Raw genomic sequence first — 23,105 nt, forward strand, 5'->3', positions numbered from 1 at the left:
ATGTATACCTATTGATAGTATCGCAAATCATTCCTAATATGAGCCTGGATTTTAGTGTCTTTTTTTGTCATAATTGGAAAGGTATCGACTTTTTCAGGTGAAACTTGAGCGCAAGGTTGTTTATCTAATTTAAGTCTACATATTTTTGAAACATTTTTGAAGTGATTACGTAAATAAATTATGAGAAATACGTCCATTTTGTGGCAAGGCTTTTTTAGTGACAACGATGAATAAGGAGGAGAAATTATGACAGGAAAGCGTTGGGCTGCACTGGCAATTGCTGGTGTGCTACTGTTCTTTTCGATTGCGATAAATGCATTTTCAGCTTTTGCATTTAGTAATTTCGGAAGTAATTTTGAAGAAATATTAGGTGTTTCAGAGGAAATGTTTGCAGAAGAGATTATTGAGTCTGGAGATGCTTTAAATCAAATTGCCGTTCTCGATTTAAATGGTACGATTCAGGATACGGGGGGAGCAACTTCTATTTTAACAACAGAAGGATATAATCACAGAAGTTTTATGGAGAAGCTTGATTTTGCGAAAGATAATAAGTCAGTTAAGGCTATTATTATTCGTGTTAATACTCCAGGGGGCGGCGTTGTAGAGAGCGCAGAAATCCACGATAAAATAGTGGAGATTCAATCTGAAGCCAAAAAGCCTGTGTATATTTCAATGGGATCGATGGCTGCATCAGGCGGATATTACATATCAGCTCCGGCTCACAAAATATTCGCAAGTCCTGAAACATTGACAGGTTCTTTAGGAGTGATAATGCAAGGCTACAATTTTGCAGGTCTTGCTGAAAAATATGGGGTTGAGTTTGTCACCATTAAGAGTGGACCTTACAAGGATATTATGAGTTCAACAAGAGAAATGTCAGAAGAAGAGCGAGAAATTCTCCAATCGATGATCGATAACTCGTACGAAGGCTTTGTTAAGGTTATTGCTGAAGGAAGAGGAATGACAGAAGCTGAAGTTAAGAAAATTGCGGATGGACGAATTTATGATGGCAGACAAGCAAAAGAAGTCGGATTAATAGATGATTTTGGTTATTTTGCGGATGTTGTCGAAGCCGTTAAAAAAGAACAAAAATTAAAGAATGCTCAAGTAGTGAAGTATACTGAAAGCTTTGGATTCGGTTCATTATTTAGTTTCGGGGCACAAAAATTAATAGGGGGAGAACACGAGTTAACTGGCTTGCTCAATCTTTTAGGTCAAACTCATTCCCCACGCCTAATGTATTTATATGCGGAATAAGGGGGGCTGAACATTGGAATCTAAAGACATTCAGGTAGAAAAACAAATCACTGAGGACAAAGAAGAACGTGTTGTACCTCATGAGGCGATAAATGGAAATGTTCGCTATGCCGGATTTTGGATGCGATTTTGGGCATATCTCATTGATTTATTAGTGATTGGCAGTATTAATCGTATTCTCATTTACCCAGTATTCCGCAGTCTCGATCTTAGTCTGCATGATTCGAGCATGTTTGCACCTATCTCTATTTTAACAGCCATTACGTTTTATGCTTATTTTGTCCTAATGACGAAATTTTTAGGTCAAACATTAGGAAAAATGATCTTTGGGCTAAAAGTTGTCGACTTGAATGGAAAGAAATTAAGCTGGGGTGCGATCCTGTTTAGAGAATGGATCGGTCGCTTCATTTCAACAACAGTGTGGATTTCATATGCGGTTGTAGCTTTCTTGCCCAAAAAACAAGGCTTGCATGACTTATTCGCTGATACTTCGGTTGTTCATGAACGATAGTTTAATGATTAATCTTAAAATAAACCTGCTGATGCAGGTTTATTTTTTGTTTCTTCGTCGATAATGATAGGCTGAAAGGTTGTGAAGGTGATGATGTGGTTTTTCATTGCTTTAGCGGTCATTATGGTGCTAATCATTGCTATATTTTTTTTAAAGTTAATGGTCATAATCGATTATTACCATAATAAGGATGACGATCGTTTGAAAATTACGTTTAAAACATTTTTTGGACTTATAAAGTATAAAATCAATGTCCCAGTTATAAAAATAGCTGATGACTCTCCTGCTCTAGTGGTAAAGGAAAAAATTGAAACGGGTCCAAAGGAAAATGATCAAAACAAGGATACAAAGCAATTTTCAGCAGAAGATATGTTACATAGCATCCAGGACATGGAACATTTGGTTAAGCATGTCATAGGACTTCATAGTATTATCCGTTCCTTTTTCAAGAAAATCACAATGTCAAAATTGGAATGGAAAACGACAGTCGGTGTAAGTGATGCCGCCTATACAGGCATGCTTACGGGCTTATTTTGGACTGTTAAAGGCGGTCTTGTTGGGTTCCTCACCTCACTTCTCAAAGTGAAAACATTGCCAAATTTAATGATTACACCGGATTTTAATCGAACGATAAATGAAACTTCATTTAGATGTATGATTCATTTTCGGATCGGGCATGCTATTTTTGCAGGAATTAAACTACTTAAATTTTGGAAAGGCGGAAAACCGCATTTCAAAACGAAGCCATTAAACATTTTGTCTGGTAATAAGACAAAATCCGTATAAAAGGGAGGAAATAAAATGTCCGATCATCCAATTCAAGGCTTAATGACTACTGCAATGGAAAACCTCAAAGAAATGATTGATGTGAACACCATTATCGGTGACCCTGTTGAAACTCCTGATGGAAGTGTAATTTTAACAGTTTCGAAAGTTGGGTTTGGCTTTGCTGCTGGAGGTAGTGAGTTTATTATAGACAGCAGTTCAAAAGATGATAGCGAGTCGCAGCACCCGTTTGGTGGAGGTAGTGGTGGTGGTGTTTCCATTACGCCGATTGCATTCTTAATTGTCAATGCTAAAGAAGTAAAAATGGTCCATTTGGATGAAAGCACACATTTATACGAGAAAATTCTCGATTTGGCGCCACAAGCTGTAGATAAAATACAGCAAATGTTCTCTAATAAAAATGATTCTGGTCAAAAATCAGGACAATATGGAGAATATCAAAACCCAGAGTATGGTGGGCCGAAAAAAGACCTAGAGCTTTAAAAAATTCAGATTGTCGACAAAAGGTAGTAAGAAGCCCTTCTCGCTACCTTTTGTCATTTTTTGTTTAGGAATGGTGGGAAAAAGCTGATTTCCGCTCGAGTGCTTGCTTTCCGGGGGCGGTAGCCCGCGAAAAAGCGCTTCACCCGGAGTGGAAATCGAACCACATTGGTATTCTATCTATATTTTAAAATAAAATGGACCGTACTTGAATTGGATGAAAAAACAAGTAAAAAATTCTTTCAATAGTTAATATTTGCAAAATAGATCATGAATCGTTATGATTTACACTGTACATATGATGTTAAGGAGGATGAGCCATATGGCAGCGGTCACTTTTAAAGGAAACCCAGTTACACTTGTTGGTACAGAAGTAAAGGTTGGCGACAAAGCACCGAATTTTACTGTTTTAGCGAATGATTTATCCCCTGTTACACTTGACGATTCGAAAGGTCATGTTCGATTAATCAGTGTAGTGCCTTCAATTGACACCGGAGTTTGCGACGCTCAAACTCGTCGTTTCAACGAAGAGGCAGCAAAGCTTGACAATGTTAAAGTATTAACAGTAAGTGTAGATTTACCTTTCGCGCAAAAGCGCTGGTGCGCAGCAGCAGGAATTGATAACGTTCAAACTGTTTCTGACCATCGTGATCTTTCTTTTGGAGAAGCATACGGTGCAGTCATGCAGGAGCTAAGATTATTAGCGCGTTCTGTTTTTGTTATTGATTCTAATGATACTGTTACTTATGTCGAGTATGTAAGTGAAGGTACAGATCATCCAAACTATGAAGCAGCGATTGAAGCAGCTAAAGCAGCGAAATAATTTACTGACAAGACCTCGAATTTTTTAACGAGGTCTTGCTTCTTTTTCTTCGATTTTTAATGCCCCCTTCCCACATTTTCCACATCTCTTGTACAAGTAGTATAATCCCGGGTAGAATAGAGAAATAAGATGACGAGGAGGAATGCATCATGAAAATCTCTCCCGTAGAGGATTTGTTTTCAGTCATTAACGATACGGCCGTGATTTTGCAGGAAGAATTATCACTCACTTTTTTAGAAGCTTTAGCAGAGACGGGTGAGAATATTTTTCAAGAGGCCATTTTACAAGAAGAAATCAGTGAATTAAGCAGAAAAAGATTGAAAAAAAGTTATGAGTCTTTAACATTAGCTCGATTTTCGGTTGAAGAAATACGAAAATCTTTTCAATTAGCGATTTTAAAGGGAATGAAGGAAAGTGTCCAGCCGAATCACCAAATGACGCCAGATGCGGTAGGAATGCTTGTCGGATATTTAGTCAATAAGTTTGTAACAAAACCTTCTTATCTTTTACTCGATCCAGCGATAGGAACAGGAAATCTTCTTACTACTGTCATTAATCAGCAGGAGGGGAAAGCGATTGAAAGTATAGGGATTGAAATAGATGATTTGCTGATTAAATTAGCGTATATTAATGCCAATTTACAGCAACATCCAATTCAACTTTATAATCAAGACAGCCTCGAACCGCTCTTTATTGAACTTGCTGATGCAGTCGTTAGTGATCTGCCGGTAGGATACTATCCAAATGATGTGCGCGCCAATGATTTTCAATTGAAATCAGAAAAAGGACATTCCTATGCTCATCACCTTTTTATTGAACAAAGCATCAAATATACGAAGGAGGGCGGCTATTTATTTTTCTTGATCCCGAATGGTTTATTTGAAAGTGAAGAAGCTCCGAAGCTACATGAGTTTTTAAAGGAGCATGTCTATATACAGGCGATCTTACAGCTTCCCTTAACGATGTTTCGCCATGAAAATGCAGCGAAAAGCGTATTAATTTTACAGAAAAAAGGCGAGCAGGCAAAAGCGCCTAAACAAGTGCTTTTAGCCACTCTTCCAAGTCTCTCAAATGGTCACCAAGTTGAAAAAACGTTACAAAAAATTGACCAATGGATTACCGAAAATAAATAAATGCAATAAACAGACCGCTGACACAATACTTTTCAGTGGTCTGTTTAGATCCGAACGATTACATTTGATATTCGAGTGGAGAAAACAGGGGAATGATTCCAAATGGCTATTGGATTGGACCAGTTAAAATGAGAGGAACCTGAAGAGGGAGAGTTAGTTGCTGCTGTATTGGGCGGAAGTGAAAGGAGAAGCCTGAAGACTGTCGGTAACGCAGTTGTATTAGATCGGAAGCGCAAGGAGTGGAGAATCCGAAATGACGAATATTCGGATCGTAAAGAGATGACAATCATACATTGTGAAACGTTCACAGAGTAGTTTTTATAATCAGAATATATTTACTTTAACTTGAAAACGATACCATTTTATTCTTGACCTTGAATTGTTCAAATGACAATGATTAAATGGGAAATTGAGAGATATAAATAAGCTTACTTGAACAAAATAAGTAAGAAATACATATTGAAGTTAGGTTAAAGGAGCGGAAACGATGGCTAAAGTAATCGCAATTAATGCAGGCAGTTCATCTTTAAAATTTCAATTATTTGAAATGCCTTCTGAAGAAGTCATTACAAAAGGGTTAATTGAACGAATCGGGTTAAAGGATTCAATTTTCAATATAACTGTTAATGGTGAAAAACAAACGGAAACAACGGATATTCCTAATCACAGTGTTGCTGTTAAAATGTTATTAAATAAATTAACAGAAACAGGCATCATTCAATCATTAGATGAAATCGAAGGAATTGGTCATCGTGTTGTGCATGGTGGGGAAGAATTTACAGATTCGGTTCTAATTACAGAAGAAATACTACAAATAATTGAAAAACTTTCAGAATTAGCTCCTCTTCATAATCCAGCTAATGTTACAGGTATTCGTGCATTTAAAGAAGTGCTTCCGAATGTTCCGGCAGTAGCGGTTTTTGATACTGCTTTTCATCAAACGATGCCAGAAAACTCGTTTCTTTACAGCTTACCATATGAATACTACGAGAAGTATGGTATTCGTAAATACGGTTTCCATGGTACTTCACATAAGTATGTTTCAGAACGTGCGGCAGAAATGTTAGGACGTCCGCTTGAGCAATTACGTTTGCTTTCTTGTCATTTAGGTAATGGTGCGAGTATTGCAGCAATCGAAGGCGGAAAATCAATCGATACATCAATGGGATTCACTCCACTAGCAGGTGTGACAATGGGAACTCGTTCAGGTAATATTGACCCTGCCCTAATCCCTTATATTATGGAAAAAACAGGCAAAACAGCAGAGGAAGTATTGGATGTTTTAAATAAAAAAAGTGGCATGCTAGCTGTTTCTGGCTTCTCTAGTGATTTACGTGATATTGAACTAGAAGCAGAGAAAGGAAATGAGCGTGCTGAGTTAGCACTAAAGGTTTTTGCTGACCGTATTCATAAATACATTGGTTCTTATGCGGCTAAAATGTATGGAGTAGATGCGATTATCTTTACTGCAGGAATCGGTGAAAATAGTGCAGCTATTCGTGAAAGAGTATTACAAGGTCTAGAATTCATGGGTGTATACTTCGATCCGGCTTTAAATAAAGTGCGTGGAGAAGAAGCCTTTATTAGTTATCCACATTCTCCTGTAAAAGTAATGATCATCCCAACGAATGAAGAAGTCATGATTGCAAGAGACGTTGTAAGATTAACTCATTAAAATAAACAAATGAGAAAAGCAACTTTTCCTATTGTGAAAAGTTGCTTTTTATTTCTTCTGAAACTTGCCCCTTATTGATTTTATAGATGCGATCGGCCATTTTTTGAGCTTCTTGATAATCATGGGTGACCATGATCACAGGAATATTCCAAGTTTGGTGAAGCCGTAAAAGCTCATCCTGGCATTCCTGACGAATATGTTGATCCAAGGCAGAAAAAGGCTCGTCTAATAAGAGCAACTGTGGTTTCGTAGCCAATGCCCGTGCAAGGGCAACTCTTTGTTTCTCTCCACCGGAAATCTGTCTTGGATATTTTTCCATGAGGTGTCCAATTTCCAATACTTGAACTAATTGGTGGACGAATTCTTGTTCTCTCGCACCATAGTAAATATTCTTTTTTACTGTCATATGTGGAAACAGGGCATAATCCTGGAACAAGTATCCGATATTTCTTTTTTGAATCGGAACACATTCTTTTTTGCTTTTAAAGAGCGGTATATTATTTAAAGTGATGGTGCCGCTGTCAGGAGTTGCAAGCCCTGCAATACAATTTAATATGGTCGTTTTTCCAGAACCGGATGGACCGAATAAAATGACGATTTCATTTTTTGCTTTTAATTGCACATTTAGTTCAAAAGAAGTTAATTTTTTTCTGATTTCTAAAAAAAGCATATTCATTACCTCTTGTCATTTATTTCTGAAAATCGTAAAATGTTTCGTTTTGTCCACCAATTCAGCCACATAATCGAGCTAAAACCGAGGAGAACGATAATGACAACCCAAAAAGTAGCAGCTTCCATATTGCCTGATTCCACAGCAAAATAAATCGCCAGTGGAATTGTTTCTGTTTTATTTGGAATATATCCAGCAATCATTAACGTTGCCCCAAACTCACCTAGTGCTCTGGCAAATGTTAAAACGGTTCCTGCTAAGAGGCCAGGGAATGCAAGAGGAAATGAAATCGTCCAAAATACTTTCCATTTTGATGCCCCCATGGTTAAGGCAGCATTTTCGATATTGAGATCAAAGTTTTGAAAAGCAGCCGAAGCACTTTGATACATTAATGGGAAAGAAACAACAACGGATGCGATTACGGCCCCAATCCATGTGAAAACGATTTGAAAGTTAAACCACTCGAGCAATAGACTGCCAATTATGCCATTTTTGCCGAATAAATAGAGCAAGCCGAACCCGACGACAGTCGGAGGCAATACCATCGGTAGGAGGATGATCGATTCCACCACATTCTTTCCCGGAAACGAATTTCGAGCAATGATTCTTGCTAAAAAAATACCGACGATGAAGACGATGATGGTCGCAATGCTGGCAATCTTTAAAGATAATAATAAGGGTGTATAGTTCATTTCATGCATTCCTTTTAAATTTTGATACATAAAACCATATTGTTGTTGAGAAACGATCCAGACATTCTATGCTGTAAAAATACTTATTTGATAAATCCAAATTGATTGAGGATGCTTTGTGCTTCTTCAGTTTGTAAAAATTCAATAAATCGTTTTGCGCTGTCGGCATTTTTGCTGTCTGCGGTTACGGCTGCTGGATAAATGACAGGTGTATGCCAATCTGATGAAGCTTCAGCAATGATTTTAACTTGATCGGAAATGAAGGCATCACTCGAGTAAACAATGCCTAGTTCGGTATTGCCAGACTCTACATAAGTTAACACTTGGCGAACATCCTTGGCAAGAATGAGATGTTTTTCTAAACCTTCCCATTTATTCAATTTGGTCAGAACTTCTTTAGCGTATGTACCTGCAGGCACGCTTTCAGGGTTTCCAATGGCCAGATCTCCGATTTCTGCGGGATTCAAATCTTCGAAAGATGAAATCTCCAAGCTATGATCTTTTTGACTAATTAGCACAAGTTTGTTTCCAGTAAAATCGATTCTTGTCTCTGGGAGAATAAGGTTTTCTTCTTCCAGTGTATCCATCCACTTTTGATCAGCTGAAAGAAAGGCATCAGCAGGAGCCCCTTGTTGAATTTGCTGTGCAAGAGTTCCGGAACTTCCATAATTGAAAGAGACATCAATGTCTGAATACTCATCTTCAAAAGCTTTTTCAATTTCTGTCATGGCATCTGTTAAGCTTGCGGCAGTTGAAATTAATAATTCAGTATTTTCTACTTGCTGATTCGTATCTTCTGTTGGTGTGCCATCACTTGCTTCTTGATTATTACATCCCACACCAACAATAAGAATTAGTATAAAAATCATACCAATCTTCCATTTGTTTTTCATCTAAAAATCCTCCCTGGTAAGTTATCGGTAAGATAGCGATATCTAAATAGATTAAATTATAGGAAAGTCTATTTAGAATGCTACTTAATATATCTAATTATAAATAGTTATAATTAGATATATTAAGTATAATTCTGAAAGTTGCTTCCGTAAATGATAAAATAAGAACAAAAGATGAATTCTCGGAGGAAATATCATGCCATTAGAAGAATCTTATACAACGGAACAAATTGCGCAAATATTAAAAGTCTCTAAATTAACGGTCTATGATTTGATTAAGAAAGGAAAACTTCCTGCCTACAGAGTGGGCAGACAAATGCGAGTGGATGCATCAGATTTAGAGAAGTATAAGAATAAAGAGAAGGGAATTCCTTTACCTGAGCAAACTTCTGGAGCAGTGACAAATGCTAATCTTGGTCAATCTTCCGTTCGCTCTATTATTATTAGCGGCCAAGACAACAGCTTGGATTTGTTGACGAAATACATTGAGAGGGAATCCGCACAGTTTCGTCCGCTCCGGTCCTATGTGGGGAGTTTGGAAAGTTTAATTTCTATGTATAAAGGTGAAGCAGATATTGTAAGCACCCATTTGTTTGACGGTGATACAGGTGAGTACAATATCCCTTATATTAGGAGAATTCTAGTAAGTAATTCTTTTATCGTCGTTAATTTGATTTGCCGTAATGCCGGATTTTATGTTGCAAAGGGCAATCCAAAAAACATAAGAGATTTTCATGATTTACTTCGAAGTGATGTGAAGATCATTAACAGGGAGAAAGGTTCTGGTGCGAGGATTTTACTTGATGAAAAATTAAGAGGTGCCGGAATAAGCAGGGAGCAGATTCGAGGTTATGGAGACGTAGAAACGAGCCATCTAGGGGTTGCTGGTGTTGTTTCAAAGCAGTATGCAGATGTTGGAGTAGGAATTGAAAAGGTAGCCCATTTTGTTGGCCTTGATTTCGTACCTCTTACTAAAGAAAGATATGATCTCGTTCTGCTGAAAACAGAAGCTAATCATCCATTAATTACAGCGATATTAAATATTCTGCAATCGTCTAATTTGAAGGAGGAACTGCAATCGATTGGTTATGATGTGTCGTGTACAGGGAAAATTATCTATGAACAGTAGGAGGGCTATTTTAGCGTAATGCTATGCTATACTAAACTGGAAGCTGCTCCAAGGAGGTTAATAAATGTTATCGGATAGAGAACAAACGCTATTAAACAGTATAAAAGACTGGGAACAAAGTTTGTATCAATATGAAACAAATGATTTCGTTTTAGCCTATGAAAAATATGTTGAGCGGGCGTTTGCACTCCTTCCTGAGCAAACGCAGCAGGAATTCTTTTCCGTTGTCGATACATGGCTTTTTCATTTACATGCCCTCATCCAAGGTAGTCAGATCCAGCACGATGCGAAGGAAAGAATTTTATCTGCAGGGCGCGTATTCAATGAAAACATTCAGCAGCTTGAAGATTTGAAGCAGTTATCCATCGCTCAATTGCAATACATAGCGCAGCAGCAAATTGCACGTCACCGATTATATTCCTTTGCACAAGGGGGATTAGCAGGAACTGGAGGACCTGTTCTCCTTGGTACAGATATTCCCGCGATAGCGGTCATTAATATTCGTTCTGTCCAGCTAATTGCCATGACCTATGGTTATGAGGTAAATCATCCGTTTGAATTGATGACATCATTAAAAGTCTTTCATGCAGCTACTCTCCCGGCAAGATTGCAGGGACAGGGGTGGGATAAATTGATGAATGAACTTCAATCGACAAACGAGTATTATTTTTATGAAGGCGAGGAGAATTTAACTGATTTTGCATGGCTTGAGCAGCCGTTAAGGCAAATCCTTAAAACCGTAACGATTCTCCTGTTTAAAAATAAAAAAGTTCAGGGAATTCCTATTATTAGTATGGCGATTGGTGCAGGTACGAACTATCAGTTAACAAGAAAAGTCACGGATTTTACACATAAATATTATCAAATGCGGTTTTTAATGGAGAAGGAGAAAAACAGATGAGTACGATTGAACATAAGAAAGAAGCGCCGGACAAAGTTAGATGTAAAGTTATAACGGTTAGTGATACGCGGACAAAGGAGACCGATAAGAGCGGGCAAACGATGATTCAACTACTGGAGGCCGCAGGTCATATTATCGTTGATTATGCGATTGTCAAAGATGAGAGAAAGCCCATTCGCGATGCAGTTCTACAGGGCTGTGAGACAGCAAACATTGATGTGATTTTAACAAATGGCGGGACGGGAATTGCCAAAAGAGATGTGACAATTGAAACGGTTCAAGAATTGTTTACAAAAGAAATCAGTGGCTTTGGTGAGCTTTTTAGAATGTTGAGCTATCAAGAGGATATTGGGTCCGCAGCGATTTTATCCCGTGCTATTGCTGGTGTAGTTCAGAACAAGGCTGTCTTTTCTACACCTGGCTCTACCGGAGCTGTTAAACTGGCGATGAGCCGTTTAATTCTTCCTGAGATTGGTCATGTTGTTCGTGAACTTCATAAGGATCTCTAAAAAGGACAGCGTAAAGCCGCTGTCTTTTTTTACAGGAGAGGATTTAATTTTAAGGTCTTTCCAACTTCTTGTCACCTTTCCAAAGATAAGTCAACCGGAGTGGCTGCACCGCAGGTTGACTTTATCGAAAGAACAGGCTTTGTTTAGTTTGTACGGCGATAAATTCTTAGGAAATCTGCTTCGAATTATCCTCGCAGGAACCATTTGAGCTTTATTTGTTCCTCATGCATCTGTTACTTGAATAGGCAGTTTTTTAATTATCTACTAACATCAACTCCCATTTCTCTTCGATAAGTTCTTTATTGGAAAGTATTCGCATTTGAGTTTTCTTTAATTTAAACCCAAATCTCTCATAAATTCTTCTTGCTGATTTTAGTTCACTATTTGTCCAAAGAATAAGATTTTCAAATCCTTTTTCTCTGCTAAAGTTAATAGCTGTTTCGACTAACTTTTGGCCGTACCCTGTACCGCGAACAATGGGTTCAACTAGAAATAAACCCAGTTGTGCAATAGTGTCATTAACCTTTTTAATACTGATGGAACCACTTTGTTTCCCATCAATTTCTAAAATGAAAATATTTTCGTAAGAATCTGCCCGTTCAATAAAGCCACTAACATTTTTTTCTATAAACTTTCGAAAAGAAAAGTCGTATCCAAATTCGCTTTTATATAAATCATAATGAGAATTTACAATGTAGTCTTTATCTTCTAATCTATATTTACGTATCATTTTTTGCCTTTTGTCCCCATTTTTACATATTATTGATGTACCTTGCTGCCAATATCCTGATGGGTTCGGTACCATAGCCAAAGATCATTGATAATTGATGCAAGCTCCGCAATTTCACTATTTAACTGGCAGGAACGTTCAAAATCCCCCTCATCAGAGAGTTCTGTTTGTTTTTGATTGATGATTTTTTCAAGTTCAGCGATTCTGTCCGGAATTTTCCCGCGTATTTTTTCCCAATCAAAAAGAATTGATTGTTGATTTTCGACGGAGTAATTTTCCCAAGAATGACTGAGATGAGGGATCGGTATTCCTAAGCGGTTGTCCTGCCTAAAAAATTCATTCATACAATGCATGCCCCCAAAATGCTACATAGTTTTACTCATTATTCTACACCACTTAAATAAAATCTTCCATCGGCTTAACATGTAGCGAAAACATTAATTTTTATACAAAATGAAGAATAAGTATTGAAATGTATCATGAATCTTGGTAAATTGGTTAACAAGGAAAAGAATAAAAATATAAACAGATGAATATTTATTCGTTTTTTGACGTTATAAATTCGTTTTTTAAGGGAGGACATCTTACATGACAAATCAAAAAGTGGTATTAGCATACTCTGGAGGATTAGATACCTCTGTTGCGATTAAATGGTTGCAGGATCAAGGATATTCAGTTGTTGCCTGCTGTTTGGATGTGGGGGAAGGCAAAGACTTAGATTTTATTAAGGAAAAAGCACTGCAAGTCGGAGCAGTAAGCTCCTATGTTCTTGACGTAAAAGAAGAGTTTGCTATTGAGTATGCACTGGTTGCTCTTCAAGCGCACGCGCTTTATGAAGGCAAATATCCGTTGGTTTCCGCTTTATCACGTCCGCTTATCGCGAAAAAACTCGTTGAGATAGCAGAAAAGGAAGCGGCAGTTGCCGTCGCTCACGGCTGTACTGGAAAAGGGAACGATCAGGTCCGCTTTGAAGTTGCGATTCATGCATTAAATCCGGAACTTAAAGTACTCGCTCCAGTTCGTGAATGGAGATGGTCACGTGAAGAGGAAATTGAATACGCGAAGCAAAACGGGATTCCAATTCCGATCAATCTCGATAGCCCGTATTCGATTGACCAAAATCTTTGGGGAAGAAGTAATGAATGCGGAATTTTGGAAGATCCGTGGGCTGCTCCGCCAGAGGATGCTTATGAGTTAACGACAGGCTTAGAATATACACCAGAGTCACCTGATTATGTTGAAATTGAATTTGAACAAGGAGTGCCGGTTAAATTAAATGGAAAATCTTATCCACTTGCGCAGCTAATATTAGAATTAAATATTCTTGCAGGCAAGCATGGAGTCGGTCGTATTGATCATGTAGAGAACCGTCTGGTGGGAATCAAATCACGCGAGGTTTATGAGTGTCCTGGTGCGATGACATTAATCAAAGCGCATAAGGAGCTGGAAGACTTAACGCTTGTGAAAGAAGTGGCTCATTTTAAGCCAATCATTGAAAAGAAACTAACGGAAGTGATTTATGAGGCATTGTGGTTCTCGCCGTTAACTTCTGCTTTATTGGCGTTTTTAAAGGACACGCAAAAATTTGTGACAGGGACGGTAAGAGTGAAGCTCTTTAAAGGTCATGCGATTGTCGAAGGCAGAAAGTCTCCGTATTCTCTATATGATGAGAAATTGGCCACCTATACGAAAGAGGATGAATTTGACCACAGTGCCGCTGTTGGCTTTATTCAATTATATGGCTTGCCAACAAAAGTACAAAGTATGGTACAAAACAAGAAGGTGACAGTGTGAAGAAGCTTTGGGGTGGGAGATTTACAAAAACAGCAGAAGAATGGGTAGATGAATTTGGAGCTTCTATCTCGTTTGATCAGGAGCTCGTGTTAGAGGATTTGGACGGAAGTCTGGCCCATGTCGCCATGCTTTCGCAATGCGGAATTATTTCCGTTGATGATGCAACCCTTATTACAAAAGGGTTGCATTCCTTGAAGGAAAAAGCAGAGAGCAATCAATTGCAATATTCAGTGAAGCTGGAAGACATCCACTTAAATTTGGAGAGTCAGTTAACTGAAATGATCGGTCCAGTCGGTGGAAAGCTACATACGGGTAGAAGCAGAAATGATCAAGTCGCAACTGATATGCATCTTTATTTACGAAAACAAACAGAGAATATCATGGCTCTCATCGAAGAAATGCAAGGAGCACTTTTAGCTCAAGCAAAAGCTCACGTCGAAACGATCATGCCAGGATATACTCATATGCAGAGAGCCCAGCCCATTTCCTTTGCCCATCATTTAATGGCATATTTTTGGATGCTTGAACGGGACAAAGAGAGATATCAGGAGTCTTTAAAAAGAATTAATCTCTCTCCACTCGGTGCAGGGGCTCTGGCAGGTACAACTTTTCCAATTGATCGGGAGCTTACAGCGGAGCTGTTAGGCTTTAATGAAATATATGAAAACAGTTTAGATGCGGTTAGTGATCGCGATTTCATTTTGGAGTTTTTATCGGCTAGTTCCATTTTAATGATGCATCTCTCCCGCTTAGGGGAAGAAATCATTCTTTGGTCTTCTCAAGAATTTCGTTTCATTGAATTGGATGATGCTTTCTCAACAGGCAGCAGTATCATGCCTCAGAAGAAAAACCCGGATATGGCTGAATTAATTCGCGGCAAAACGGGACGTGTTTACGGAAACTTAATGGGCCTCCTTACCGTTTTAAAAGGACTTCCACTCGCTTATAATAAGGACATGCAAGAGGATAAAGAAGGCATGTTTGATACAGTAAAAACGGTGACAGGTTCGTTGAAGATTTTTGCTGGGATGATTGAAACGATGAAGGTACATCGTGCACAAATGGAATCTGCAACTAAAAATGATTTTTCAAATGCAACGGAATTGGCTGATTATTTATCTGGAAAAGGAATCCCATTTAGGGAAAGCCATGAAATTGTTGGCCAGCTTGTCTTAAGATGTGTAACCAAACAATGCTATTTAGCTGATTTAACATTGTCTGAGTTTAAAGAGGCACACCCTCTGTTCGAAGCTGATATTTATGAAGTATTAAATCCAATAACGGCAGTAAAGCGAAGAAATAGTGCTGGTGGGACTGGATTTGAGCAAATACGGCTGGCATTGCAAAAAGCTGAGGCCAAATTAAAAGCACGCTAAAATGATTTAGCGTGCTTTTAGACTACCATTAAACGTTATTTCACCTGCTCCGGTTGAGGAGACAAACCCTGAAGGTCATTATTTTTGAAATTCTTTACAAGGTTTAAGCTTTATTCGTCTTTTTCAGTGCGGATGATCATGACATCACATGCTGCATGTCTTGCAATATGTTCTGAGACGCTGCCAATTAAAAATCTTTCGACAGCATTAAGCCCTGTCGCTCCGCAAATAATTAAATCAACTTGATATTTTTTGGCAATATCTTTTGGGATTTTAACTTTAGGAGATCCGTACTCAACAGTGAAGGTTACCTCTTTCACTCCAGCATTAAGCGCTGTTTTTTTGTAGTTTTCCATAAGCTCTGTAGCAAATTTGTCTGCTCTTTCGACAATAGTCCGGTCATAAGCTTCTACTGTTGCAAATGTACGTGTGTCGATAATATGTGCCAGAACAATTTTAGCATCGTTTCTTTTTGCGATTTCAATCGCTTTTTTAAATGCCCATTCTGCTTCAGTTGAACCATCAACTGCAACCAATATGTTCTTATAAGTGAGACTCATATTTATCTCCTCCTTTACCTTTATTATACAGCCCTCTTTTATGAATATCTGTAACAAAATTTCGAAAAATAATATTGTCAGTGATTCTTATGAGAGGGAGTTGAACGGAAGTGAAAAAAGAACCGAAAAAGGGTCTTAACTTTGATTACGATGAACAAGGAACCGAACAGGTTAGTGAACAGATTATGAACGCTTATCACAGCGGTGTCATCGATCAAGCAGATGGTCATTACGAGACATTAAAAGATGAATCAGAGCAAGAAGATGAAATGTCATAATTTTTTCTAGAAGGCTTTGTTATATGTCGGTGTTACTCTTTGTTTTTTTCTCAGCTTCGGCGAGCCTTGGTTTCACACTTTGAAGTGAGGCAAAATCGTTTTATTAACAATTTGTTTAACAAAGCCCTCAGAAAAGGAGAGGTGCAAACATTGCACTTCTTCTTTTTAGCTTATTTTAAAAATTGCAATGTTTGAATTTACTTGCCGCTGCAATTGATGCCGTCCCTTTATTAGTATTGTTCTTTGAAAAGAACTTTATTCTTTATCTTCTAAGGTGTATAGTAGAATCGGATTTGTGAAATATCAGGAGGGAAAATGGATGCGAATTGGGGTACCGAAAGAGATTAAAAACAATGAAAATCGTGTTGCTATGACGCCTGCTGGCGTTGTTAATCTAGTAAACTATGGTCATGAGGTATATATTGAAACAGATGCAGGCCTCGGTTCGGGCTTTACTGACTCAGATTATATGAATGCGGGAGCCACCATCGTTAGTACAGCAGAGGAAGCGTGGTCAAAGGAAATGGTCATGAAAGTAAAAGAGCCACTTCCATCTGAGTACACTTTCTTCCGTGAAGGGTTAATATTATTTACATATTTGCATTTAGCAGCTGAACCAGAGTTAACCAATGCTTTATTGGAAAAGAAGGTTGTTGCGATTGCCTATGAAACCGTTCAACTTGCAAACAAGTCATTGCCGCTTTTAACACCAATGAGTGAAGTCGCTGGACGTATGGCCGCTCAAATCGGGGCCCAATATTTAGAGAAGGTGAATGGTGGAAAAGGGATTTTACTTTCTGGAGTGCCTGGAGTAAAGAGAGCGAAAGTTACGGTAATTGGAGGAGGAGTAGCAGGGACGAACGCTGCAAAGGTTGCTGTTGGTCTTGGTGCGAACGTGACGATTATTGACTTAAAACCAGAACGCCTTCGCCAGTTAGATGATATTTTTGGTAGCGATGTGACTACGTTAATCTCGAATCCCTATAATATTGCTGAGGCTGTAAAAGAATCCGATCTTGTTATTGGAGCTGTATTAATTCCTGGGGCTAAAGCTCCTAAACTAGTAACAGAGGAAATGATTGAGTCGATGTCACCGGGTTCAGTTGTAGTAGATATCGCGATTGACCAAGGTGGTATTTTCGAAACAACGGATCGTATTACAACACATGATAATCCTACTTATAATAAATATGGCATCGTTCATTATGCAGTTGCTAATATGCCTGGAGCGGTACCACGCACTTCTACGATTGCTTTGACTAATGTGACCGTCCCTTATGCACTTCAAATTGCAAATAAAGGATATCGTGAAGCATGCTTAAATAATGATGCATTATTAAAAGGAATTAACACATTAGATGGATTTGTTACCTATGAAGCAGTGGCTTCTTCCTTAGAGTTAAATTATGTGCCAGTACAGGAGCTTCTTAATAAGTAACTCCGAGGGGATGATTCAGATGATTAACCTAAGTGAGAAACCGACTATTGAGGGTAGAAAAGTGATTTTAAGGCCTTTTAAAGAGAAGGATTTTCCGCTCATAGAAGAGTGTTTAAAAGATCCAGAAGTCATCAAACTGACGGGAAGCAGTGCAAATTTTGATCGGCAGTTGTTTCATCAATGGTACCGTACAAGAAATGAGCAAAAAGACAGATTGGACCTTGCTGTGGAAGATAAAGTGCAAGCAAATTTAGTTGGTGAAGCAGTCATTAATTTATATGATCAAAAAACCCACAGCATGAATTTCAGAATACTAATAGGTCCAAGGGGAAGAAATCGAGGCCTTGGAACGGAAGCAACGCAGCTGATGATCGATTATATCTTTCAGAACACTGATTTAAACTTTTTAACATTAAGTGTATATGATTTCAATCCGAGGGCTAAACATGTGTACGAAAAAGTTGGCTTTGTCAGTGAGAGTGTTGATCGAGGTGAGTTACAATTTGAAGGGATCGCGATTGACTCTATTAATATGAAGCTGACTAGAGAAAATTGGCTGCTGCGAAGCTCGTAATGATTTCTGTTATATTTGTTCTTATTTGAAGTATAAAATTGGTTGTTTTAGAAAAAATCATGTTTGCGCCACTTTCTTATCAGTGAAGAAGGTTGCACTGATTCTCTCAAAACCAGCAGGACCGTTTTTTTTTGAAAATGTGCCAAAAGCAGCATTCGATAGTCAAAGTAAAAGGATAGATAAACAGGAGAAAAGAGCCCGTTTATCTATCCTTTTATTGCTTTATTTAATTTAAAAACTATTTCCGACTGTTCACAGTCTATGAAATAATTTGCAGCTCTTTTGGGAACTTAGTGAGAATTTCCACTCCGTTTTCTGTGACGACCACATCATCTTCGATGCGCACGCCAGCAACTCCTGGGACATAGATCCCTGGTTCAATCGTATAGACCATTCCTTTTTCTAACAGAAGATCATTGGTTTCTGTTAAAGAAGGATATTCATGTACGCTAATGCCTAATCCATGCCCAAGTCGATGTGGGAAGTAATCACCATACCCAGCCTTTTCAATTGTACTGCGCGCAGCAAAATCAACCTCTGAACATTTAATCCCGGGTTTGCTAGCTGAGATTGCAGCTAATTGTGCTTTTAAGACAGTATCATATATCTCTTTTTGCTTATCATTTATGTCTCCGAAAGCGACCGTTCTGGTGATGTCAGAACAATAGCCATTGACGACAACACCTAAATCAAAGAGAACTAAATCCCCTTTTTTGATTTTCGTGAGTCCTGGATTCCCGTGTGGCGAGGCTCCGTTTGCACCTGTCAGGACCATTGTTGAAAAGGCCATGGCTGTGATGCCTTTTTTCTTTAAGGCAAATTCAATTGCTGCTAGAACGTCTAATTCTGTTTTTCCTTCTTTGATTTCAGAACAGCCAACTTCAATCGCGTAATCGGCCAATGAACAGGCTTCACGAATAGCAGCAAGCTCCTTCTCATCTTTTATTAGTCGTAACGTTCTTAGCTTTTCTTCAGCAGAAATAAATTGAGCGTTTGAAAACAGCTCAGATAAAATTTCAAATCTTTCCACATTGAGATGTTCTTTTTCAATGGCAATTCGGTTGATCTTGGCAATTCTTTTAAAGACAGCGTGTTTAACAAGCTCCCACGGATTTTCAATATCACTGTATCCAATGATTTCATGATTCCAGCCTGTCTTTTTGGCATCCTCTTTTTCCATTGCCGGACAAATTAAGAATGGCTCCGCATCTTGGAAAACAGCGACTCCAAGCAACCTCTCATGAGGATCACTATAAAATTGACTTAAATAAAAAACGCTTTCTGTTGAAGTGAGAAAGGAAAATTGAATATCCTCTTCTTTCATCCACTCAGAAAGTTTATGTATACGCTCCATGAAAACATCTCCCTTATTTTGGTCTAATTTAAAGTTAGCAACTTCGAAGGAGATTGTAAACTTTTTCGAGTAAATAATTGAGCTAACTTAAACACTCTAAATGTGTTTCAGACCGTAGACAAACTCGAGGATTTCGAGTTTATCTACGGTCTATTTTATTTTAAAATGTAGATAGAATAACAATGGGTTAGATTTCCACTCTGGGTGGACGCTTTTTCGCGGGCGGGGCCGAGCTGCTTTTCCCGCGGGAGTCGCCACCTTCCGTTCTCATCAATTTATTACACTTCATCCATTATTTTTATCTAGAGGTGACCAACCATGATGACAAAAAATCAGTTCAATGAACGTGAACAATTTGAAATGCAAGCGATTGATCCATTCGTTCCACAAATTATTTCGTTCGCAAGCTTGAGTCAGCTATTGATTTTTCATGTATCTTTCCATTGGTGAAGGAGCTTTATTCGGAGGTAGGACGTCCAAGTATTGCTCCAGTCGTTTTATTTAAAATGGTGTTTATACGATACATTTTTGGGATTCGTTCCATGCGTCAAACCATAAAAGAGATTGTCCATGCAGGCGATGCTTACTCTTGCTGCGAATGTAAAGATATTGGCAACTTGGACTTGGCAAGGTGCTTGACTTTGACTTTAAATAGATTTTGAGTCAAAGTTTTAAGAATATAATTGCGGATGGGAGCGGAGGGCGCTTGACTCCTGTCTCATTTTTACACATGTCACTCGCTTGCTGCGTTATTAAGTCTTTTTTGAATGATACAATAATGGCATGTTTGTTATTCCTGTCAGCGAGGTTCATTTTTAAAGTTCAAGAATAGCAATATCAATTTTTAAAGAGTAGCAGGAATGAACTGACATAATGTTGAAATTAGAGTAGATGGATAATAAGGAAGGAGAGAGTGTAAATGAAGATATCCTACCACGGACATGCAGTAGTTAAAGTTGAAACGAACGGTAAAACGATTTTAATTGATCCGTTTATTAACGGGAATGGTCTGACTGACTTAAAGGTGGATGAGCTGAACCCGGACTATATTATCATCACACATGGTCATAATGACCATGTAGGGGATACGAAAGCGATCGCGCGAAAGAGTGGTGCTCTTATCATAGGCAGTCCTGAAATAGCAACATATTTTCACTGGAAAGGACTTAACACACATGGAATGAATATTGGCGGGAGTTACGAATTTGATTTTGGCAAAGTTAAATTTACACAAGCTTATCACTCATCTGGGTATGAAACAGCGGGTCAGCAAATTATTTATTTGGGTATGTCGATGGGAGTTCTTTTAACGATTGATGGCAAAACGATTTATCATGCTGGCGATACCGCTCTCTTTTCAGATATGAAGCTTATAGGTGAAAGACACCCAATTGATTTGGCTTTCTTACCAATTGGTGATAATTATACGATGGGACCTGAGGATGCGGCATATGCGGCTCAGTTGCTCGGTGCGAAAACGGTTGTTCCTATTCACTATAATACTTTTCCGGTTATAAAACAGGATCCATATCAATTTGTAAACATGCTACCAAATGGACAAGGCAAGGTGCTTGAGCCTGGAGCAGAGATAAAGTTGTAAAATGAAGCGTAGCTGAAATGCTACGCTTTTTTGTGTTCGAAAAAACGCTATTTCGGTTTTCGCGGATATATGTCATTAAACTCCGATATTTTTGTTTTTTCGCCGATATCAGCATATGGATAAATAAAACGACTTTTTTTTGGCTTGCCCGCATAAATATTAATTAAAGAAATAAAGGAGGAACGCACATGGCTAAAAATCGTTATATTCTTTGCTTATTAGCGAGCGCTGCGATGCTTTATTTTGCTTTACCTAGATTGCCGATCCATGACGGTGGACTTGCTGGTATTTTCGCTATATCCTGGCTTATTCTCTGCCTTATTGTGATCGCTGGCAATCTTTCTGCATTATTATATGAACCGAAAAAAGCAAGAGAAAATGTGAGAAAATCCCCGGTAAAGTCGCAAAAACGCCTTCGTTCATACAATTGATTGAATCTATCGCCTCCTTCATCTTATAATAAGAGAAGAAATCGGAAATTTTATCATGGTAGATAAGACAGGTAAAGGCCATGTTGAAATATAATGAGAAGATAATTTTAATTTAAAGGGTGAAGGTCTTGGCTACAAAGCATGAACAAATTTTAGAGTATATTGATCAACTACCAGTTGGAGAAAAAATATCCGTACGACAAATTGCCAAGGCATTAAATGTGAGTGAAGGTACTGCGTACAGGGCTATTAAAGACGCTGAAAATAAAGGGTATGTGAGTACGATAGAACGTGTTGGCACGATTAGAATTGAACGAAAGAAAAAAGAAAATATTGAAAAATTAACATATGCAGAGGTTGTCAACATTGTTGAAGGACAAGTACTAGGCGGACGAGCTGGCCTGCATAAAACACTTAATAAATTTGTGATTGGTGCCATGAAGCTTGACGCGATGATGCGCTACACAGGGGCAGGCAATTTGTTGATTGTTGGAAATCGGACAAGGGCTCATGAGCATGCTTTAAAAGCAGGAGCCGCTGTATTAATAACAGGGGGTTTTGATACGGAGGAAGAGGTAAAAAAACTCGCTGATGAACTTCAGCTTCCGATTATTTCAACCAGCTATGATACGTTCACAGTAGCGGCAATGATCAATCGCGCGATTTATGATCAGTTAATTAAAAAGGAAATTGTCTTAGTTGAGGATATTTTAACACCTGTTAGTGATACGGTTTATTTAAATACAACAGATACGGTGTCTAAATGGTATGAATACAACCGTGAAACAACGCATGGGCGCTATCCGGTTGTAGATGAGAATATGAAAGTGCAAGGAATGGTTACTTCCAAAGACGTTATTGGGGTAGATCCGGAGCAGTTGATCGAAAAAATTATGACAAAGAATCCGATGACGGTTAGCGGACAAACGAGCGTTGCCTCATCTGCCCATATGATGGTTTGGGAAGGAATCGAGCTTTTACCAGTTACAGACAACAATAACAAGCTCATAGGAATTATAAGTCGTCAGGACGTATTGAAAGCCCTGCAAATGATTCAACGCCAACCACAAGTTGGGGAAACGATTGATGATATTGTTACGAGCCAGTTAGTGCTGTCAAAAGGAAAAATGAAGAATGATGAAACTTATCGCTGTGAGGTTACGCCACAAATGACGAACCATCTTGGCACCATTTCTTATGGCGTCTTTACAACAATCGTAACGGAGGCGGCGAACGGTGTTTTACGAGGTTTTAAAAAAGGAGATTTAGTGGTTGAGAATATGACCATTTATTTTTTAAAGCCGGTACAAATTGATAGCACTTTAGAAATTTATCCAAGGGTGCTAGAGTTAGGGCGTAAGTTTGGAAAGGTTGATGTAGAGGTATTTAATGATGGGATTCTCGTAGGCAAAGCAATGATGATGTGCCAGTTGTTAGACAGACAATAAAGTGTGACTGTGCAATGGTTCCAGTATAAAGCAAATGCAGAAAGCAATCGCTTATCTACATTT

Annotated in this window: 25 protein-coding genes and 1 pseudogene; 19 read left to right on the forward strand and 7 right to left on the reverse strand. The window is 38.4% G+C overall.

Annotation, left to right across the window (positions count from 1 at the left end):
• The first annotated feature begins 246 nt into the window (after positions 1-246).
• From sppA to NST02_RS08040, 7 genes are all read left to right on the forward strand, one after another.
• Positions 247-1,257, forward strand: a complete 1,011-nt coding sequence (gene sppA / locus NST02_RS08010) for a signal peptide peptidase SppA (RefSeq protein ID WP_095314715.1) — start codon at positions 247-249, stop codon at positions 1,255-1,257.
• Between the two features lie 46 nt (positions 1,258-1,303).
• Positions 1,304-1,768: an RDD family protein gene (locus NST02_RS08015; protein ID WP_235879535.1), complete on the forward strand. Its 465-nt coding sequence runs from the start codon at positions 1,304-1,306 to the stop codon at positions 1,766-1,768.
• A gap of 90 nt (positions 1,769-1,858) precedes the next feature.
• Positions 1,859-2,554 (forward strand): DUF2953 domain-containing protein, encoded by a 696-nt coding sequence (locus NST02_RS08020; RefSeq protein ID WP_095314714.1) that lies wholly within the window; start codon positions 1,859-1,861, stop codon positions 2,552-2,554.
• Positions 2,555-2,569: 15 nt separating this feature from the next.
• Positions 2,570-3,037, forward strand: coding sequence for a GerW family sporulation protein (gene ytfJ, locus NST02_RS08025; protein WP_340948653.1), 468 nt, complete (start codon positions 2,570-2,572; stop codon positions 3,035-3,037).
• Between the two features lie 319 nt (positions 3,038-3,356).
• Complete coding sequence (tpx, locus tag NST02_RS08030; protein WP_095314712.1) at positions 3,357-3,857, forward strand: thiol peroxidase; 501 nt, start codon at positions 3,357-3,359, stop codon at positions 3,855-3,857.
• Between the two features lie 149 nt (positions 3,858-4,006).
• Positions 4,007-4,990, forward strand: coding sequence for a class I SAM-dependent methyltransferase (locus NST02_RS08035; protein ID WP_095314710.1), 984 nt, complete (start codon positions 4,007-4,009; stop codon positions 4,988-4,990).
• Between the two features lie 487 nt (positions 4,991-5,477).
• Entirely contained in the window at positions 5,478-6,665 is a 1,188-nt protein-coding gene (locus tag NST02_RS08040; protein ID WP_095314709.1) for an acetate kinase, read from the forward strand.
• A gap of 28 nt (positions 6,666-6,693) precedes the next feature.
• On the opposite strand, the gene NST02_RS08045 is transcribed toward NST02_RS08040, so the two are convergent.
• From NST02_RS08045 to modA, 3 genes are all read right to left on the reverse strand, one after another.
• Positions 6,694-7,335 (reverse strand): ATP-binding cassette domain-containing protein, encoded by a 642-nt coding sequence (locus tag NST02_RS08045; protein ID WP_137744313.1) that lies wholly within the window; start codon positions 7,333-7,335, stop codon positions 6,694-6,696.
• Between the two features lie 5 nt (positions 7,336-7,340).
• Positions 7,341-8,027: a molybdate ABC transporter permease subunit gene (gene modB, locus NST02_RS08050; RefSeq protein ID WP_095314707.1), complete on the reverse strand. Its 687-nt coding sequence runs from the start codon at positions 8,025-8,027 to the stop codon at positions 7,341-7,343.
• A gap of 83 nt (positions 8,028-8,110) precedes the next feature.
• Positions 8,111-8,920: a molybdate ABC transporter substrate-binding protein gene (modA, locus tag NST02_RS08055; protein WP_095314706.1), complete on the reverse strand. Its 810-nt coding sequence runs from the start codon at positions 8,918-8,920 to the stop codon at positions 8,111-8,113.
• Between the two features lie 196 nt (positions 8,921-9,116).
• On the opposite strand from modA, the gene NST02_RS08060 reads away from it, so the two are divergent.
• The 3 genes from NST02_RS08060 (at position 9,117) to NST02_RS08070 (ending at position 11,459) form a co-directional block, all read left to right on the forward strand.
• Positions 9,117-10,049, forward strand: a complete 933-nt coding sequence (locus NST02_RS08060) for a helix-turn-helix transcriptional regulator (RefSeq protein WP_095314705.1) — start codon at positions 9,117-9,119, stop codon at positions 10,047-10,049.
• 64 nt (positions 10,050-10,113) lie between these two features.
• Positions 10,114-10,950, forward strand: a complete 837-nt coding sequence (locus NST02_RS08065; protein WP_137744314.1) for an EcsC family protein — start codon at positions 10,114-10,116, stop codon at positions 10,948-10,950.
• Positions 10,947-11,459: a MogA/MoaB family molybdenum cofactor biosynthesis protein gene (locus NST02_RS08070; protein WP_095314703.1), complete on the forward strand. Its 513-nt coding sequence runs from the start codon at positions 10,947-10,949 to the stop codon at positions 11,457-11,459. The genes NST02_RS08065 and NST02_RS08070 overlap by 4 nt, the downstream gene beginning before the upstream one ends.
• Before the next feature lie 253 nt (positions 11,460-11,712).
• On the opposite strand, the gene NST02_RS08075 is transcribed toward NST02_RS08070, so the two are convergent.
• Both NST02_RS08075 and NST02_RS08080 read right to left on the reverse strand, forming a co-directional pair.
• A complete protein-coding gene (locus tag NST02_RS08075) occupies positions 11,713-12,189 on the reverse strand; it encodes a GNAT family N-acetyltransferase (RefSeq protein WP_340948657.1) in 477 nt (158 codons plus the stop codon).
• A 29-nt stretch (positions 12,190-12,218) separates the two neighbouring features.
• Entirely contained in the window at positions 12,219-12,533 is a 315-nt protein-coding gene (locus tag NST02_RS08080; RefSeq protein WP_095307943.1) for a hypothetical protein, read from the reverse strand.
• A gap of 244 nt (positions 12,534-12,777) precedes the next feature.
• Here NST02_RS08080 and NST02_RS08085 point away from each other — a divergent pair, with 244 nt between their 5' ends.
• Both NST02_RS08085 and argH read left to right on the forward strand, forming a co-directional pair.
• A complete protein-coding gene (locus NST02_RS08085) occupies positions 12,778-13,983 on the forward strand; it encodes an argininosuccinate synthase (RefSeq protein WP_095307942.1) in 1,206 nt (401 codons plus the stop codon).
• Entirely contained in the window at positions 13,980-15,359 is a 1,380-nt protein-coding gene (gene argH / locus NST02_RS08090) for an argininosuccinate lyase (RefSeq protein WP_095307941.1), read from the forward strand. Before NST02_RS08085 ends, argH begins: the two co-directional genes overlap by 4 nt.
• Before the next feature lie 110 nt (positions 15,360-15,469).
• On the opposite strand, the gene NST02_RS08095 is transcribed toward argH, so the two are convergent.
• Positions 15,470-15,919 carry a universal stress protein gene (locus tag NST02_RS08095; protein WP_095307940.1) on the reverse strand — a complete coding sequence of 150 codons (450 nt, stop codon included), beginning with the start codon at positions 15,917-15,919 and terminating at the stop codon, positions 15,470-15,472.
• 110 nt (positions 15,920-16,029) lie between these two features.
• Between NST02_RS08095 and NST02_RS08100 the strand changes: the two genes are divergently transcribed.
• From NST02_RS08100 to NST02_RS08110, 3 genes are all read left to right on the forward strand, one after another.
• Entirely contained in the window at positions 16,030-16,197 is a 168-nt protein-coding gene (locus NST02_RS08100; RefSeq protein ID WP_170211313.1) for a hypothetical protein, read from the forward strand.
• A gap of 319 nt (positions 16,198-16,516) precedes the next feature.
• Positions 16,517-17,635, forward strand: a complete 1,119-nt coding sequence (ald, locus tag NST02_RS08105; RefSeq protein WP_095307939.1) for an alanine dehydrogenase — start codon at positions 16,517-16,519, stop codon at positions 17,633-17,635.
• 19 nt (positions 17,636-17,654) lie between these two features.
• A complete protein-coding gene (locus NST02_RS08110; RefSeq protein WP_340948659.1) occupies positions 17,655-18,209 on the forward strand; it encodes a GNAT family N-acetyltransferase in 555 nt (184 codons plus the stop codon).
• A gap of 259 nt (positions 18,210-18,468) precedes the next feature.
• On the opposite strand, the gene NST02_RS08115 is transcribed toward NST02_RS08110, so the two are convergent.
• Positions 18,469-19,563, reverse strand: coding sequence for a M24 family metallopeptidase (locus tag NST02_RS08115; RefSeq protein WP_340948661.1), 1,095 nt, complete (start codon positions 19,561-19,563; stop codon positions 18,469-18,471).
• A gap of 318 nt (positions 19,564-19,881) precedes the next feature.
• Here NST02_RS08115 and NST02_RS08120 point away from each other — a divergent pair.
• The 4 genes and pseudogenes from NST02_RS08120 to NST02_RS08135 all read left to right on the forward strand — a co-directional run.
• Positions 19,882-20,129 (forward strand): annotated as a pseudogene (locus NST02_RS08120) (transposase); the annotation flags it as partial.
• Between the two features lie 353 nt (positions 20,130-20,482).
• The gene (locus NST02_RS08125; protein ID WP_095307936.1) at positions 20,483-21,163 is read left to right on the forward strand and encodes a metal-dependent hydrolase; all 681 of its coding nucleotides are present in this window, start codon (positions 20,483-20,485) and stop codon (positions 21,161-21,163) included.
• Between the two features lie 188 nt (positions 21,164-21,351).
• Positions 21,352-21,594 carry a hypothetical protein gene (locus NST02_RS08130; protein WP_095307935.1) on the forward strand — a complete coding sequence of 81 codons (243 nt, stop codon included), beginning with the start codon at positions 21,352-21,354 and terminating at the stop codon, positions 21,592-21,594.
• Positions 21,595-21,722: 128 nt separating this feature from the next.
• Entirely contained in the window at positions 21,723-23,042 is a 1,320-nt protein-coding gene (locus tag NST02_RS08135) for a CBS domain-containing protein (RefSeq protein ID WP_095307933.1), read from the forward strand.
• Positions 23,043-23,105: the final 63 nt, after the last annotated feature.

It is taken from the genome of Robertmurraya sp. FSL W8-0741, from assembly GCF_038004005.1.
Taxonomy (GTDB): domain Bacteria; phylum Bacillota; class Bacilli; order Bacillales; family Cytobacillaceae; genus Robertmurraya; species Robertmurraya siralis.